The following is a 16,674-nucleotide window of genomic DNA, read 5'->3' on the forward strand; positions in this document are numbered from 1 at the left end:
GGGGGGGGCGGACGGCAACCAACTATCGCCGGTGCTTCCTCCCCCTCCGCCACGCTTCGCGTGCCACCTCCCCCTGGCGGGGGAGGATTTATTCTACCAAACAAAAAGGGCCTGGGAAGGCGATCGCTTCCCACGCCCTTTTCGTTTCAACGAGCAATCAGCGGCGGATCGTAACCGGCCGCCCGTCATAGGCCACCTCGCGCGCCGGATTGGCGGTGAAGTCGGGAGCGGTAGCGCCCTTCGGCCCATAGAAGCGCACCGAGATCGACCGCTTCGCCGCCATCCCGTCATAGCCGCCGGCCCGCGCGCCGATCGTCAGCGTGCCGCTCTTGTCGTCCCAGCGGATCGGGATGCGCGCATATTTGCCCTTGGCATAGCCGTCGCTGAGGCCGTCATCCTCGTAGAGCGAATAGGTGCCGTTCGCGCCGGTGAAGACCTGGAGCACGATCGGCCCGCCCGGCTGTTCGCTGGTCGTCTGCACATCGGGGCCGGTCGGCACGATCGCGCCCGCCCGGACGAACAGCGGCATGCGCTCGTACGGCGCCGCCGCGGTGATCGACTGGCCGCCGGCGTAATAGGTGCCGCGATTGAAGTCGTACCAGTCGCTCCCGGCGGGCAGGTAGACCCGCCGGCTGCGTGCCTTGAATTCGGAAACCGGGGCGACGAGGAATGACGGGCCGAACATATATTCGTCGTTGATCGCCCAGGTGCGCCGGTCGGCTCCGAAATCCATCACCAGCCCGCGCATGATGCTGCCGTCGGCGAACCAGGTGTCCGCCGCGCTGGTGTAGATGTAGGGCATCAGGCGATAACGGAGCTTGTCGTACCAGATCATCGACGCCTGCATCGCCGGATCCTTGGCCGAGATCTCGTAGATCTCGCGATACGGGAATTCGCCGTGACTGCGGAACAGAGGCGAGAAGGCGCCGAACTGGAACCAGCGCAGGTTGAGCTCGCGCCATTCGGGCTGATCGGCGGGGCGCTGCTGGGTGTAACGGTCCTCGACCGCGAAGCCGCCGATATCCTGGCTCCAGTTCGGCAGCCCCGACATCGACAGATTGACCCCGGCCGAGATCTGGTCGCGCAGATTGTCCCAGCGCGCCGCGACATCGCCCGACCAGACCGCCGCGCTCGACCGCTGGATGCCGCCGAACGCCGAGCGCGTCAGGATGAACGGCCGCCGTCCCGGTTCCACACGGCGCAGATTGTCGGCCACGCCCTCGACATGGACGAGCGGATAGGTGTTGAATTCCGCCGCGCCCGGCCCGCGCACGGTCGGGCCCATCTGGAACGCGCGTTCCTCGATCGACAGGTTCGAATGCCAGTCGGGCTCGTCCGAATCGAGCCACCAGCCGTCGAACCCCTTCGACACCAGCTTGTCGTTGACCTGGTCGAAGAACAGGTCGCGCGCACCCTTGGTGTAGGGATTGTAGAAAGTGTTGGCATAACCGGGGCCGACCCAGTCCTTCTGCCCCGCCTCGAGCGGGCGGCGATAGAGATAGCCCTTGGCGTCGAGTGCCTTGCCGTTGGCGGTGTTCGGATAGAATTTTCCCCAGACCGAGATCATGATGTGCGCGTCCATCGCATGGACGTCGTCGACCATCTTCTTGGCGTCGGGGAAGCGGCTGGTGTCGAAGTCGTGGCTGCCCCATTGGTCGTCGACCCAATAGCGCCAGTCGAGCACGATATTGTCGAGCGGGATGCCGCGCTTGCGATATTCGCGCACGACGCCGACCAATTGGTCCTGTGTCTCGTAGCGCTGACGGCTCTGCCAGAAGCCATAGGCCCATTTGGGCAGCAAGCTCGCCTTGCCGGTGAGCGCGTGATAGCCGGCGATCGCGCCATCGATACTGCCGCTGCCGCCGACGAAATAATAATCAACGTCCTTGCCGACATCCGAGGTCATCCACAGCGAATGACGGTCGGCGGTGGGCAACGGGTCGTTGTGGACCAGCCCGATATAACCGGCATTCGGGTCCCATTCGACGCGGATCGCGACCGGCTTGCCTGCGGTCATCGGCAGATCGAAATTATGGTACCAGGGATTCCAGTTCTGCCGCCAGTGCGACATCACCAGTTTCCCGTCGGCATAGACCTTCATGTAGCTCGATGCGTAAAGCCTGAACTTGTGCATGCCGCTCTTGTCGGCGGTCACATTGCCGGTCCACACGACGCGCTGCTCCTCGGTGTTGACGCCGGCGGTGTTCTGCCCGCTCTCGCCTGATGCCTTGGTCGTCGCCTTCGCTGCCGCGGGCCATTTCTTCTGGTCGCGGATATATTGATAGTTGATCGTCGCTTCCTGGCGGCTGACCGCGAGCTTGCCGCCCAGGTAATAATCGGCCTTCCAGCCGGGCTTGCCGCCGCTCGTCACCTTGAGCTCGTCATTGCCGACCAGCGCGTAGGAGCGCGGATTGCCGAACCGGGTGATCCCGTCATTGTCCCAGAGCAGCCCGTAGCCGCGCGTCGACACCAGGAACGGGATCGCGATATCCATATTGTGCTGGGCGAGTTCGACGTCTTCGCCATTGTAATTCATCTGGCGGTTCTGGTGCTGGCCCAGCCCGTAAAAGCCTTCGTCGGTGCCGCGGTTGAATTGCTGGCTGACCGAGAAATAGGGTTTGCCCTCGACCGATACCGGCCGGAACGGCCCGCGCGGCGCCTCGGCGAGCAGGGGCTTGCCGGCGGCGTCGAGGAAGCTGACCGAGCCATCGGTCAGGCGAATCCGTGCGCTGGCCTTGGGTAGTTTTAGGGTAACATAGCCGCCGGTCGTGGAGACCACGGGGTCGCCATCGGGTTTGGCGATCACCATCAGGCTGTTGGGGACGTCGTCGAAATCGGTGCCGGGTACGGCGGTCACGCGAAAGCTCGCGTCGCCATAAGCGAGCACGCGAACGCGCTTCGCCGGTCCGGATAAGGGCGTGACCACGACGCCGTGATCGACTTTCGTCACCGATCCATCCGCCGCCGCTGCTGCCGCGACTGCGTCAGCCGCCAGCGCCGCTACGCTTCCGGCTCCCGCCAGCGCGAGCGCCGCCGAGCTCATCATCAACCAGCGCATCGCCGTCATTTCCACGTCCCCATCGTTACCTTGAGCCACACCGGCGTGGCGGTGAAGTTGAGCCCGTAATCGGTCTGATCGCCGTTCCAGACGCGCTCGAACACCCAATTGCCCTGCGCGTCGAAATGGCCTTCCTCGACCCGCAGCATCATGCCGTTGCCGCCGCCGGCATCGTCGACGCGCAGGCGGACATCGGATCCGGTCAGCAGGAATTGGTCGGGGCCCAGCTGCGCGACCAGCGCGCCGCCGACCGGCTTGCCTGTGGTGGGCGCCGGCCCCATCTTGATCCAGGTCCAGTCGCGTTCGCCGAACTGCCATTGATCATACTGGACGGTGATCTTCCACCGGCCGAAGCTCGTCGTCTGATCGGCGGCGTCGTCCATCTTGGCCGCCCCCCAAACCGGGTGCTCGAACGCGACTCGCGCCCAGCCCCGAGCCGCGGGTGCCAGCAGGCGATATTTGGCGGCAAAGGCATCGATCGTCGCGTCGTCTAGCTCCTTGGCGCCGAGCGGATAATTGACGTAGCCGGTGGCGTCGAAGCCGAAAGGCGAAAAGCCGATCGCGCCCTTGCCCAGCACCGGCCACAGGAAGCGCGCATATTCCGCGGCGTTGCCGGTTTCCGGCACCATCAGCGGATTGTCGGGCCGCGCATAGAGATCGAGATATCTCGCATAGGCCTTGGGGTCGCGATTGTAGATGTCGGGCGCGACCAGGGCGATGTGCGGTGCGGCGGCACGCCACACGTCGATTACCGGCCAGTCCGGGCCGCCGCTGGCGCCGCCCGAAACCGCGGGGCCGAACGGGTCGCTGAGCGCCGCGTTGCAATACATCGGCAGGTTCTTGATCGCCTGGCCGGCGGCGGCGACTTCGTCGACATAGCGCGCGACGTACCAGGCGTTGAAGGCGGTATCGGCGAGCTTGCCGAACGCCTGCGACCACGTCCCCGATTTGCCGGTCTTGGCGGCCAGCGCCGGCGGGATCGGCTGCGCGAACAGCTTTTGCGCCTCGGGCGAGTAATCGCGAGCCGAGCGGTAGCTGCCACTTTCGTTCTCGACCTGCACCATGATCACATTGTTGTCGGGGTCGTCCGTCTTCAGTCGCTCCATCAGCGCCATGAACGCGCGTTTGTCTGCGTCGAGCGTGGCACGAGCATGCGGGCTCAGCGCATAATGCGCCTTGCCGTCACTGGTCCGCATCCGCGGAAAACGAACATTGTTGGTCTTGACCCAGGCCGGCGCATAGTTCGGCGACGTGTTCTTCCACGCGCCGAACCACAACAGGACAAGGCGGACGTGGTGCTCGCGGGCGCCCTTCAGCAGCGCGTCGAGATAGGAGAAGTCGAACTTGCCTTCGACCGGTTCAATCTGTTCCCAGGCGACCGGGATTTCGAGCGTATTGGCGTTGAGCCGCTCCAGCATCGGCCACACCTTGGGCAGGGCCGCCGGATAATTGCTCGAATTGTTGGCTTGGGCACCCAGCATCAGCCATGGGGCGCCATCGACGAACAAGGCCGAGCGCCCGTTCTTCGTCACCACGCGCGGCAATTCCCCGGTGGCGTGCGCCGGGAACGTCAGCCCCGCAAGCAGCAACGGCAGGACGCGAGCCAGGCGACGGTTCATCGCGCCGCTTCCGGGCACACAGCGCCGCTGGGGTCGCTGGCGAGGTGAATGTCGGCGACCGACAGCGTAAACGGCGCGCTCGCGGCAAGCGACCACAAGCTGGTCACGCCGGTCATGTCGGCGCCGCGGTCACGCAGGCATTTGAGCCCGATGCGCACCGTCCGCCATTGCGGACCAGGAGCGAAGAAGGCGGTAGCATCGACCTTTGCGCCGCCGAAGCCCATCGTCACTGGGCCGGTCGGCGCAGCGTCGACGCGATAGGTCATTTCGAGCACCAGGTCGGCATTCGTTTCGCGCGTCAGGTTGAGCGCCGCGCCCTTGATTGCGACCGCCGCGCTACGCCCGGCGGGCCAGATCAGCCGGGCCGCGCCCTCCTGGGTGTGCGGCCCGTCGACCGGCACGGGTACTACGCCCGAATCCGGTGCCCAGGCGAACGGCGCCGGGACCTTGCCCTTGGCGAAGAATTGGCTGGTATTGGCGAGGCCAGGGTCGATCCCGGCCACTTCGCCGAGCATTCCGACCTTGCCGGGCTTGGCGTAGCTCAGCCCGTAGCCAAAGGCGAACAGCGGGTGGTAGCCCGGTTGTCCGGTGTTGAGCGTGAATTGACCCGCGGTCTTCGGCCAGCTGTACGACAGGCGGCCGGTGAAATCCTTGCGGGGCTTGCCGTCGCGCGTGCCGATCAGCACGTCGGCGATGCCGCCACCCTCGCTGCCCGGCAGCCAGGCCGCGACGAACGCGCCCGACTGGTTGAGTTCGGGATTCACCCAGAGCGGCCGGCCCGACAGGAACACCGAGACGGTCGGGATACCCGCGGTGCGCAATTTCTTGAGCAAGGCCAGCGCCTGCTTGTCGCCAGGCTGGAACTCGAGCGTCTTCACGTCGCCGCGCATCTCGGCATAAGGCCGCTCGCCGAACACGACGATCGCGGCGTCGGGCTTTTTGCTGAAGCTGCCGTCGATCGACAAGGTTGCCGATCCGCCCCCCGCCTTCATCGCTTCGGCGATCCCCGAATAGATGGACTGCGCGTTGGGAAAATCGGCATTGGTGTTGCCGTCGCCCTGCCAGCTTAACGTCCAGCCGCCCGACTGCATCGAGATGTCGTCGGCCCCCGGGCCCGCGACCAGGACGTTGGCCGACGCCTTGAGCGGCAGCACGCCGTCATTCTTGAGCAGCACCAGCGTTTTGGCCACCGCCTCGCGCGCCAGCGCGCGGTGCTCGGACGAGCCGAGCACGCCGGCGCGCCCTTCCCACGGCCGCGCGGCGTCGAACAGGCCGAGCGCGAATTTGACGCGCAGGATACGGCGCACCGCGTCATCGATCCGGCTCATCGGGATGACGCCCGATTTTGCTTCCTTCAGCGTGTTGTCGAACAGGTCGCGCCAGCTGTCCGGCGCCATCGCCATATCGAGTCCGGCGTTGAACGCGATCGCGCAATCGGTGTTGCTGCAGCCGGGGACTTGGCCATGGCCGTTCCAGTCGCCGACGACGAAGCCGGCAAAACCCATCCGCCCTTTCAGGACATCGGTCAGCAACGATTTGTTGCCGTGCATCTTCTGGCCGTTCCAGCTCGAATAGGACGCCATCACGGTCATCGTTCCGGCGTTGATCGCAGGCGGATAGCCTTGCGCGTGGATGCGGATCAGCGTCGCCTCGTCGATCTGGTCGTCGCCCTGGTCGATCCCGTCCTTGGTTCCGCCGTCGCCCAGGAAGTGTTTGGCGCTCGCCGCGACATTGCCCAGCTGGATGCGGCCCTTGCCGGGTTTGCCCTGCAGGCCGCGGATCATCGCGCCGGCATAACGTGCGGTAATCGAAGGATTCTCCGAATACCCTTCATAGGTGCGACCCCAACGGTCGTCCTGCGGCACCGCCAGCGTCGGCCCGAAAGCCCAGTCGATGCCCGTCGCCGCCGTCTCCTCGGCGGTAGCGCGCCCGATCCGCGTCATCAGCGCGGGATCGTTGGCGGCGCCGAGACCGATATTGTGCGGAAACAGCGTCGCGCCGACCACGTTCGAATTGCCGTGGACCGCGTCGATGCCGAACATCAGCGGGATCGCGACATGGTCAGACCGCGGTTCGTTGGCGACCGCGGCGAACGCCCGGGAGGTCGCGACCCATGGCCCCTGCGGCGAGCGGTCGGGACTGCCCAAAGGCGGCGAGCTGCCGCCGGCGAGGATGCTGCCGAGCGGATATTTCCTGAGATCCTCGGGTTTGATCGAGCCGATATCCGCCTGGATCATCTGCCCGATCTTTTCCTCGAGCGACATCTTCGCCATCAGCGCGGTGATTTTCGCCTCGGTCGCGGGGTTCACCAGCCCGCGGCTTCGCGCTGCCGGCCATAGCGCCGGGTTGGCAATACCCGGCGCGTCCGGCGCGTCCGGCGCGCCAGCAACCGCGGTCGCGCCGATCATCGTCGCGGATAAAAACGCCACCAACCCGATCCTTGCCCTCATCTTGATCCTCTGCACCGACTGTTCTTTCCCTGAATTCATTGGCTGGTGGCGATGGCGCGGAACGAATGCGGCGGCAGGTCGAGCACGAAGCGCGTCCAGCCCGGCTGGGCGTCCTTGCCGCCGGGCACCGGCGCGGCGGCGGCGATCGGCTTGTTGCCGGCTAGTTCGACCGCTTTGACGCTCTCGCCCTTTACGATCAGCGTCGCCGAGACCGGCTGGTCGCGGAAATTCTCCACGACGTACGATCCGTTGTCATAGGCGAAGAGAGAGACATTGGCCGGCGCCGCGAGATGGGCGGGGAAGTCCTGCATCGTCATCGCTCGGATATGGTCGAGCGCGGCGGTCGGCAGGGTGTAGAGGTCGCTGGGATTTTCGGGCGTCGCCAGCATCATCAGCGTGCCTTGCGAATATCGGTTCATCAACAGGATCGGGAATCCCTTCTGCCCCGACACCCCGCGCACGACCGCCCAACTGTCATTGGTGTAGAAGCGCATATCGGGGAACAATATCGGCCGCGCCGCACCGCCCGGATCGTCGAGCAGGCGGCCGTTGCCGGCGCCGAATCCCTCGACGAAATGATCGACTGCGACGATCCGCCCGGTCGGCGTCCATTCGGCGAGATCCGCGAAGCGCGTGCCGAGCGCGGACACGAAGCCCGACGTCACGACGACCGTCGCGCCGCCTTTCAGGCTCGCTTGTACTTTCGCGACGATCGCCGGATCGGCTGCGGCGGATTCGGTCAGCAGGATCGTCCTGGCTCCGGCGGGATAGGTCGGCGCCAGCTCGATCGGGATGCCGATATTGCCGAGATAATTGTGCAGGAAATCGTCGCCGCTCGATTGATAGGGCTTGTAGCTCGCCACGCCGATCGGCTTGCCGAGCGACCCGAGCACCGAATCGACAGCGTCGAGCGACAGCCCCGCCGCGCGTGCCCAGCCCGCCGGCGTGAGCGATCCCGACTGTCGCCAGGCGCGCATGGCCGCCGACCAGTCGAAACTCGTCCCCATCGTGGCCCAGGGCCGCTCACCCTCGTCGGCGCCAACGTCGGACGCCATCGGGCTCCAGTTGAACAGCGTGATCTCCGGCGCCTTGGCCAGCATTGTGTCCCACAATTGCTCGGCATAGCGGTCGAGGTAGCGCGTGCTGAACGTATCGACCCAGCCGCCGCCGTTCGCGCCCGGACGGATGTTCGCGTAATAGCGATAGACCGAATAGCTCTCATATTGCTGGAGCAATTGGTCGGTGATCACCGGGTCGCGCGTCTCGGTGCCGGTATAGATGCCGTCGAACGCCTTGGCTTCCTGGTCGAGGTCGTAGCCCAACCCCTGAAAATGCTCGTACCAGTTCGGATATTTGATGATCATCCGAACCTTGGGGTTTTCCGCCTTGGCGGGGCGCAGGACGAGATCGCGCGCGACGCCGCGCATCGTGTCGAGCCGGTATTGCGTCCAGCTGCGCTTGCCCTTGGCCGCGATGTTGGCGTCGCTCTTCGAGGTGAAGAAGAAGAAGTCGTCCAGGATGACCTGATCGAAATGCCGCGCCGCGAGCCGGACCGCGCGCTCGCATTCGGCGCGGTCGTCGCGATCCTCGTAATCGAACGTGCCGAACTGACCGTTCTTGCCCCCGGCCGCGAGCGTGATGCCGCCGGCGACCTCAATGCCCTGCTCGCGGAAATAGGACGACACCTTGGCCAGTTCGTCATCGGTCGCGAATTGGTGGTCGCGATAGGCCTCGACATAGACCTTGTCGAAATGGAGCTGGCTGGCGACGCGGGCATATTCGCGGTCGAAGGTCGCACGGTCGGCGAGTGCGCGGACGTTGCCGACGACGACGTAGATCGCGACCTTGAAGTTGCGATACGGGGCGGGGGCGGAGGAAGGCGCCGCCTGCAACAGGGGAGGTGTCGCGGCGGCCGGTGTTGCGCTCAATCCCGCGGCCGCGGCGAGCAAGATGGCGCGCGCGATCGGTCCAGAGCGTCGCCGGCGGGCAATTTCAGGCACGCATATCTCCCCTCAATGCCGGGTTTTCCCCGAGTCATTGGGAGCGCTACCATAAGAATTGTGCCGCTGGCAATCGGGACGTGTCGGAATATGGCGAAAGGATTTTGTCTGGGCTTGGCCCGTCCTGCTGCGCTACACGCCCGCGGATGAGCGCGGGAACAACGCAGAAGCGCAAGGGCCGTGGCGGCGATGCGCCGAGGATCGAGGACGTCGCCAAGCGGGCCGGCGTTTCCCCGATGACGGTGTCGCGCGTGATCAACGGCGCGAGCCATGTCCGCCAGGCGGCGCGCGACGCCGTCAACGAAGCGATCGCCGCGCTCAATTACGCTCCCAATCGCGCGGCGCGGAGCCTGGCCGGCGGCGGTCAGGTGCGCCTCGGGCTGCTCTACAGCAATCCCAGCGCCGCCTATCTCAGCGAATTCCTGGTCGGCAGCCTCGATCAGGCGAGCCGCTCGGACGTTCAATTAGTGGTCGAGAAATGCGACCGCGGAGAGGGCGAGGAGACGAGCGCGCGCCACCTGATCAAGAGCGGGATCGACGGCATCCTGCTGCCGCCGCCTTTGTGCGATTCGCAACCGCTGATCGATCTGCTCGCGGCCGAGAACGTCACCGCCGTTGCCGTCGCCACCGCCCGACTGGCGGACGGGATTTCGACCGTCTCGATCGACGATTTCGCCGCGGCGGAGACAATGACCCGCCACATCATCGCGCAGGGCCATCGGCGAATCGGCTTCATCATCGGCAATCCCGATCAGACCGCGAGCGCGCGGCGGCTCGAAGGCTATAAGGCGGCGCTGGCCGAGGCCGCGATCGCGGTCGACGAGGCGCTGATCAGGCAGGGGCTGTTCACCTATCGCTCCGGGCTCGAGGCGAGCGAGGCGCTGCTCGATTTGCCGCAGCCGCCGACCGCTATCTTCGCCAGCAACGACGACATGGCGGCCGCCGCGGTCGCGGTCGCGCACCGCCGCGGGCTGGACGTACCGGGTGACGTGAGTGTGTGCGGGTTCGACGACACCGCGCTGGCTACCGCGATCTGGCCCGAACTCACCACCGTGCGCCAGCCGATCGCGGCGATGTCGCGCGCCGCGATCGAGATGCTGGTCGCCGAGGTCAATGCGCGGCGCCAAGGCAAGACGCCGGAACCGCGACGGCTGGTGCTCGACTTCACATTGGTCGAGCGCGAATCGGACGGGCAGCTGGGGGCCTAGGTTCGCCCTATTATCGCCCGATCGGTAAGCGGAACCCTGTCGCGGGCAGGCCATCCGGATTGTAGAGGTTCACAACTGGGCTCGCCTGCCACAGATAGCGGACCTCGCTGGCCTTGCCGTCGTCGGGCACCAGCACCGTGTCGCCGCTCGCGACCGCATCGGCGTAATGACACTGTCCGCCGGCGTCGCACAGTTCGAACCCGATGACCTGACCGCCGCCGACCGTCACCAGCGGGCCGTGCGCGAAGCGGATCGCGATCTTGCCGTCGCGGCGGACCACCGTGGTCGGGGCCGGCCCACGCGCCTCGACCTTTTCGCCCAGGGCAATCGCGCGCGCGCCGAGCGCTAGGCGATGGCCAACGTCCTCCTTGTTGGTCGGGTGGATGTCGGCGACCTGGCCGATATCGAGCGCGCTGGCCAGCCCCACCTCGGGATCGGCATCGGCGACGCGGCGCTGCACGTCGCGCAATTGCGCCCAGGGGTCGTCGACGGGTTGCGAGGTCAGCGGCCCGAATCCGGCAAGCTGGACCATCAGGAACGGCTCGGCACCGAAGCGCTTGCGCCAGTCGGCGATCAGCAGCGGCATCAGCTGGGCATATCCTGCGGCGTCGGTGACGTTCGCCTCTCCTTGATACCAGGCGAAACCCTTGAGCGGATAATTGTCCAGCGGCGCGATCATACCGTTGTAAAGCGTGGTCCGCCCGCTGCCGCCGAGCCAGGGCACGCTGGGCGGCATACCGGTCACAGCCAGCGCATCGCCGCGGGCGAACTGCCAGTCCTTCAGCGGCAGGACCGTGCCGTCGGCGAGCGTCAGGGTGCGCGGCGCGTCGCCCCACAGTCCGCCGCCCCCGCCGGTATCGATCGCGGCGACCTCGATCACATTGTCGCCGGCATGAAGCAGGCCGGGAGCGACCGGATAGCGGCGCGGCGCGTCCCATCCCTGGAGCGCGCCGACCGTGGTTCCATTGACGCGCGTAAGGTCGATATCGTCAACCGCGCCGATCGCCAGTTCGGCCTTGCCCGCCTGCGCGGTGGTGAGCGACACATGCGCCCGATAATAGCCGATGCCGTCGAAATTCGTGAGCGCGGCGTCGCCCCAAGTCTCCCACGCCGCGGTCGAAGGGGCCGGACGCCAGGAGGCATCGGCCGGTGCAGACGCGCGCGCGCCGAGCCATTTTTCGACCATATTGCGCCATTGCAGCGATGCCGCCGCGGGGTCGCGTCCGTACAGACCCAACAAGTCTAGGTCCGGGCGATAGCGCGGCAGCGTGGCCAGCGATCCGCGGCTGATCCAGTCCTCGATCACCGACCCGCCCCAGGCCGAGGAAATCAGCCCGACCGCGATCCCCTGTCGTTGCTGGAGGTCGCGCCCCATGAAATAGCACGCCGCCGAGAAGTCTGCCGCGCTGGCGGGCGCCGAGACCTGCCAGCCGACCGGCGCGCCGAAGCCCATCTGCGGCGTCGCGCTCGACTGGCGCGGTACGTTGAACAGTCGCAGCAAGGGATGAGCCGACTGCTGAACCTCGGCATCGGCATTCGTCGCGTGGCGGAGCGTGAACTCCATGTTCGACTGGCCCGAACAGAGCCAGACGTCGCCGACCATGACGTCGCCGAGCGTCGCGCTCGTGCCGCCGCTCGACGCGACGAGCGAATAGGGACCGCCGGCGGGCTTGGCCGGCAAGGCCGCGCGCCAGGCTCCCTTGGCGTCGGCCACGGTGCGGACGGTCGCGCCTGCAAAGTTCAGCAGGACCTCCGCCTTGGGCGCGGCATGGCCATGCACCGCGATCGCACGATCACGCTGCAGCACCGCATGGTCGGTGAACGGCGCGTCGAACGTCACCTGTGCCGCGGCCGGCACGGCGGCCAACATGCCGAATGCCCCGATAAACCAACGCATCATCTTCCCTCTCCCGATTATTTCGATTGCAGCACCGCGGCGATCATGCGGTGCAGATCACGTCGCATTTCGGGCGAGATCGGGCCCATTATCCCGCGCGCGTGCTCGGGCAGGTGGGCCGCCTGTCCGGCATCGTCGGCGAACACGAGATGGTCTAGCAGCGCGCGCCACGCAGCCCGGCGTGCTGGTGGCAGATCGCGGAACGCCAGCAAGGCGTGCAGCATCGCCTGGACCGGCGCGGTCGGCAAAGCGTGATCGCTCCACCAATAATTGACCAGGATACTGACCGGATCGAGCGACCGCACCGCGTGCCACCAAAGATAGGGAATGAAGATCGCGTCGCCCGGTCCGAGCTCGGCGGCGCGCGCATGTTTCTCCGCTTCGGCGTAGCGCGGATAGAGATCGCGATCGGGCGCATCGACGTCGACCATGCTGACCGGCGTGCCCGCCGGGGTCAGCTCGAACGGCCCGAGATAGAGATTCGCCGCCTGATCCGGCGGAAACAGGGTGAACCGTCGGCGACCGGCGACGACGCAGGCGACATTGTCGTTCGAATCGTAATGCGTGGCGACCGACACGGCGTTGCCGATCCAGATCCGCGCCGCAACCGACCGATCGAGCAACGGCATCGGATGTCGCTCGGCGAATCCTGGGAGCACCTCGCACACCGGGGCCGATTGCATCGCGATCGCCAGCGGGTGAGCATCGTTCGCCTGGTGCACCAGCTGGTCGAGCAGATCGCCGACGGTCGCGTCGCGGCGCCCGAAATTGAGGCCGGTCATATCGCGCGTGTAGAAAAAGCGGCCGCGAATCGATGGGTGACCGGCAACGCAGCTGGCGACGCCGCCGCGATCGAACGCCTTCAGGAAGGCGACCAGAGCGGCGCTCCCGTCTCCCGCCGCCGCCACGACAGGCCAATCGCGCACCAGTCCGCGCAACACCGCCGGCTCTGCTGCTGCTACCAGGCCGGCAAACTGCTCGCCCGCAACGTTGTCGTCGCGGTCCAGCACGATCTCGCGGATGGCGGCCGTCACGCCTTCCGCCCGCCTCGACGCCGATCGGTGCTGCCCTCCATGTGCCGACTCCTGCCCATCGCATTGTTTAACAAGGAAATGCCGATTCCGACGGTGCGGCGCCCGGAAACGCCTAGCATTCAAGAAGCATAAAAAAAATTGGTAGCGCAAACATTTTTGGTTGAGGTAGCGTTATCACAGTGATATTCACACAATCAGCCGAGGCACCAGACCACGGCGGCAGAAGGCACCTGGGAGGTGCACGTGGAGGGGAACCGGATGCTATCCGATCTGTCATTCACGCGCTTCCCTGATCTGCGTTCAGGAAGGGAAGTTTGATGTTCCAGTCGAATATGCTTGAAGGCGCGACGCAGCCGGCCACCGATCGCCGCAACTTGCGCGGGGGGGCTTCGGTCCTCGCTTTGGCCTTTGCCGCAATGCTCGCCGTCCCGGCACATGCGCAGACGACCGTTAATGCCAGCGCGCCGGTCGATGCGGCTGGGGCCGACAAGCCCGTGGACGGTCAGGCGACCGGCGACGAATCGACGATCAACACCCAGACCAAGGGCGATATCATCGTCACCGGCATTCGCGCGTCGGTGCAGAACGCGACCCAGCGCAAGAAGAACTCGGAACAGATCATCGACTCGATCACCGCGACCGATATCGGCGCGCTGCCCGATCGCTCGGTGTCGGAGGCGCTGCAGCGCATCGCCGGCGTCACGCTCCAGCGCACCAATGAGAATCGCGATCCGGCACGCCTTTCGTCCGAAGGCGGCGGCGTCTTCATTCGCGGGCTTTCCTTCGTCCGCTCGGAGCTCAACGGCCGCGACGTCTTCTCGGCGAATAACGGCCGCGGCCTGTCGTTCGAGGACGTCTCTTCCGACCTGCTCGCCGGCGTCGATGTCTACAAGAACCCTTCGGCCGAACTGGTCGAAGGCGGGATTGGGGGCATTATCAACCTGCGCACGCGCAAGCCGTTCGACTCGAAAGGCCTGGTCATCGCCTTCTCAGGCGATGCCAATTATGCCGACCTGCGCAAGAAGACCTTCTTCTCGGGCAATATCCTCGCCAGCGACCGCTGGCAGTCTCCGCTTGGCGAAATGGGCCTGCTGGTTTCCTACAGCCTCGGCAATATCGGCAACCGCACCGACAGCATCACTGGCGGGCGCTATGACCCGCAGCCCCTGACCGCGCCGCAAGGAGGGTTCGCGACGGGCACCAATGTGTACGTTCCTGCCGGAATGGGATTCCGTCGGATCGATTGGCAGCAGCGCCGCACCGCGATCGACGCGGCGTTCCAGTGGAAGCCGAGCGACACCCTGCTCATCACGCTCGAAGGGTTGATCGCCAAGGCGACACCGCAGGATATCGAAAATGCGGTCGGCGATTACGATACGCCCAACGCCAACGACACGGTCAACAACACCAATCTAAGCTATGGTCCGCAGGGTCAGCTGCAATCTGGTACGCTGGCCAATCGCAACCTCAACTTCGATACGCGGTCGGGCAAGCAGACCAAGAAGACGCAGGACTATTCGTTCAATCTGCGTTGGACTCCCAATGCCAATTGGGCGGTCAGTGCCGATGTCCAATATGTGAAGTCGACGGCTCAGGTTTACAGCATGACCGCCTTCACTCAGGTCGGCATTCCATCGACGATCAAATTCGACTTCAGCGGCAACGATCCGTCACTCACCATCTCGCCGACCGCCGGCGGCAGCTACAGCGACAAGAGCGCTTATTGGTGGGCGGCCGCGATGGATCACATCGAGGACAATGAGGCGCATGAATGGGCCGAGCGCGCCGACGTCGAATACACTTTCACCGACTCGCCGTTCCTCAAGTCGTTCCGCCTCGGCGGCCGGGTCACGGACCGTAACGCGATCACACGCCAGACCGGTTACAATTGGGCCTTGCTGTCGGCGCAATATTGGGGCGGCGGCGCGCCGGTCTATCTCAACCAGACCGGCTTCGACGCGACGCACCAGAACGCTTTGCTGCCGCAGCAATCCAACCTTTTCAATTACACCAACTTCTTCCGTGGCAAGGTGCCGTCGGTCGGCGGATATTGGTTCCCAACCGCGGCACTAGTGCAGAATGGCACCGCCAATGCCTATAATTATCTCAGCAACACCGAGTCCGCCGGCTGGGGCTGGACGCCGCTGACCGGTGATTATTCTCAGGCTGCTCCGGGAGCCGACAATGTCAGCGGCGGCATCAACAATCAGACCGAGCGCACCTACGCCGGATATGCCTTGCTGCGTTTCGGCCAGGACCAGGGCAGCGGCTTTCATTTCGACGGCAATGTCGGCGTGCGCGTCATCCGCACCGAAACCGGCGCTTCGGGATCGGCGATCCGCGTGGCCGCGCCAGCGACAGGGTGTGGGCCTACCACGACGGCGGCCAATTGCGCGATTATTACACAAGCGATAGCGTTCGCCGGGGGTAACATCGGCGGGCTCACCCAAAGGTCGAGTGGTTCGTATACCGACGTGCTGCCCAGCCTGAACCTGCGCTTCTTCTTGAATGACCAGGTCCAGCTCCGCCTTGCTGCGGCGAAGGCAATCGTTCGCCCGACCTTCGCGCAGCTCAATCCATTCACGTCGCTGGGCTTCAGCTTCGACGCGAACGGCGCACCCAACGGTGTCGGGGTCGGTGGGCGCACTACGGCCTTCACCGGGACGGCGGGCAACCCGGATCTCAAACCGACCCGGGCGAACCAGTTCGATGCCAGCCTCGAATGGTATTTCGGCAAATCGAACAGCCTGACCTTGGCCGCCTTCTACAAGGATATCAGCAACTACATCTTCGCCGGCGTCGCATCGCAGACCTATACCAGCGGCGGCCAGACGCTCACGTTCGACGTGACGCGTCAGACCAATGGCGCGCACGGCAAGATTAAGGGGTTCGAGCTCGCCTATACGCAGTTCTTCGACGGACTGCCTGGTGCGCTCGGCGGCCTCGGCTTCCAGGGCAATCTAACCTACGTCGACTCCAGCGGCGGTGCCAACACGGCCGTCAACGTGTTCGACGCCAACCAGACCACCAACGCCAAGATCTCCAACCTGCCGCTCGAGGGCCTGTCGAAATGGTCCTACAACATCGCGGGAATATACGAGAAATACGGTGTGTCGGCACGCGTCGCCTATAATTGGCGCTCGCATTACCTGCTGACCACGTCGGCGGCGAATATCAATTATCCGGTCTGGTCGGAAGCCTATGGCCAGCTTGACGCGTCCGTGCTCGTGACGGTGTTCAAACACTATAAGGTCGGGGTGCAGGCAACCAACCTGCTCAATTCGCGGACGTATCTCGACGTGGGCGATTCCAATTTGCGGCCGCGCTACAGCTGGACCGATACCGACCGCCGGTTCGCGTTCATCCTGCGCGGCTCGTTCTGAGCTTCGCTGAAGCCATCGAGGTTCC

General features: G+C 65.3%; 8 protein-coding genes. 2 read left to right on the forward strand and 6 right to left on the reverse strand.

Features of this window, described 5'->3' with window-relative positions; genetic code table 11:
* Positions 1-157: 157 nt before the first annotated feature.
* The 4 genes from SPR01S_RS04100 to SPR01S_RS04115 are packed head-to-tail and all read right to left on the reverse strand — an operon-like array spanning position 158 to position 9,127.
* Positions 158-3,067, reverse strand: coding sequence for a glycoside hydrolase family 31 protein (locus tag SPR01S_RS04100; RefSeq protein WP_245661856.1), 2,910 nt, complete (start codon positions 3,065-3,067; stop codon positions 158-160).
* Positions 3,064-4,677, reverse strand: a complete 1,614-nt coding sequence (locus tag SPR01S_RS04105; protein ID WP_066585524.1) for a DUF5597 domain-containing protein — start codon at positions 4,675-4,677, stop codon at positions 3,064-3,066. The genes SPR01S_RS04100 and SPR01S_RS04105 overlap by 4 nt, the downstream gene beginning before the upstream one ends.
* On the reverse strand, positions 4,674-7,127 hold the full coding sequence (locus SPR01S_RS04110; protein WP_066585522.1) for a glycoside hydrolase family 3 protein: 2,454 nt from the start codon (positions 7,125-7,127) through the stop codon (positions 4,674-4,676). The genes SPR01S_RS04105 and SPR01S_RS04110 overlap by 4 nt, the downstream gene beginning before the upstream one ends.
* 35 nt (positions 7,128-7,162) lie before the next feature.
* Entirely contained in the window at positions 7,163-9,127 is a 1,965-nt protein-coding gene (locus SPR01S_RS04115; RefSeq protein ID WP_157081931.1) for a putative glycosyl hydrolase, read from the reverse strand.
* Between the two features lie 146 nt (positions 9,128-9,273).
* Here SPR01S_RS04115 and SPR01S_RS04120 point away from each other — a divergent pair, with 146 nt between their 5' ends.
* Positions 9,274-10,335, forward strand: coding sequence for a LacI family DNA-binding transcriptional regulator (locus SPR01S_RS04120; RefSeq protein WP_084250922.1), 1,062 nt, complete (start codon positions 9,274-9,276; stop codon positions 10,333-10,335).
* 10 nt (positions 10,336-10,345) lie between these two features.
* On the opposite strand, the gene SPR01S_RS04125 is transcribed toward SPR01S_RS04120, so the two are convergent.
* Both SPR01S_RS04125 and SPR01S_RS04130 read right to left on the reverse strand, forming a co-directional pair.
* Positions 10,346-12,235, reverse strand: a complete 1,890-nt coding sequence (locus tag SPR01S_RS04125) for a sialate O-acetylesterase (protein WP_066585346.1) — start codon at positions 12,233-12,235, stop codon at positions 10,346-10,348.
* Positions 12,236-12,249: 14 nt separating this feature from the next.
* Complete coding sequence (locus SPR01S_RS04130; RefSeq protein ID WP_066585354.1) at positions 12,250-13,266, reverse strand: cupin-like domain-containing protein; 1,017 nt, start codon at positions 13,264-13,266, stop codon at positions 12,250-12,252.
* A gap of 317 nt (positions 13,267-13,583) precedes the next feature.
* Between SPR01S_RS04130 and SPR01S_RS04135 the strand changes: the two genes are divergently transcribed.
* On the forward strand, positions 13,584-16,649 hold the full coding sequence (locus SPR01S_RS04135) for a TonB-dependent receptor (protein WP_245661858.1): 3,066 nt from the start codon (positions 13,584-13,586) through the stop codon (positions 16,647-16,649).
* Positions 16,650-16,674 lie beyond the last annotated feature (25 nt).

Origin of the sequence: Sphingomonas pruni NBRC 15498, assembly GCF_001598455.1 — a bacterium.
In the GTDB taxonomy this organism is placed as follows: Bacteria; Pseudomonadota; Alphaproteobacteria; order Sphingomonadales; family Sphingomonadaceae; genus Sphingomonas; species Sphingomonas pruni.

Coding starts and splice junctions, on each gene's coding strand:
- SPR01S_RS04100 (WP_245661856.1), bottom strand. CDS start 3,067: ATGACGGCGATGCGCTGGTTGATGATGAGCTCGGCGGCGCTCGCGCTG.
- SPR01S_RS04105 (WP_066585524.1), bottom strand. CDS start 4,677: ATGAACCGTCGCCTGGCTCGCGTCCTGCCGTTGCTGCTTGCGGGGCTG.
- SPR01S_RS04110 (WP_066585522.1), bottom strand. CDS start 7,127: ATGAGGGCAAGGATCGGGTTGGTGGCGTTTTTATCCGCGACGATGATC.
- SPR01S_RS04120 (WP_084250922.1), top strand. CDS start 9,274: ATGAGCGCGGGAACAACGCAGAAGCGCAAGGGCCGTGGCGGCGATGCG.
- SPR01S_RS04125 (WP_066585346.1), bottom strand. CDS start 12,235: ATGATGCGTTGGTTTATCGGGGCATTCGGCATGTTGGCCGCCGTGCCG.
- SPR01S_RS04135 (WP_245661858.1), top strand. CDS start 13,584: ATGTTCCAGTCGAATATGCTTGAAGGCGCGACGCAGCCGGCCACCGAT.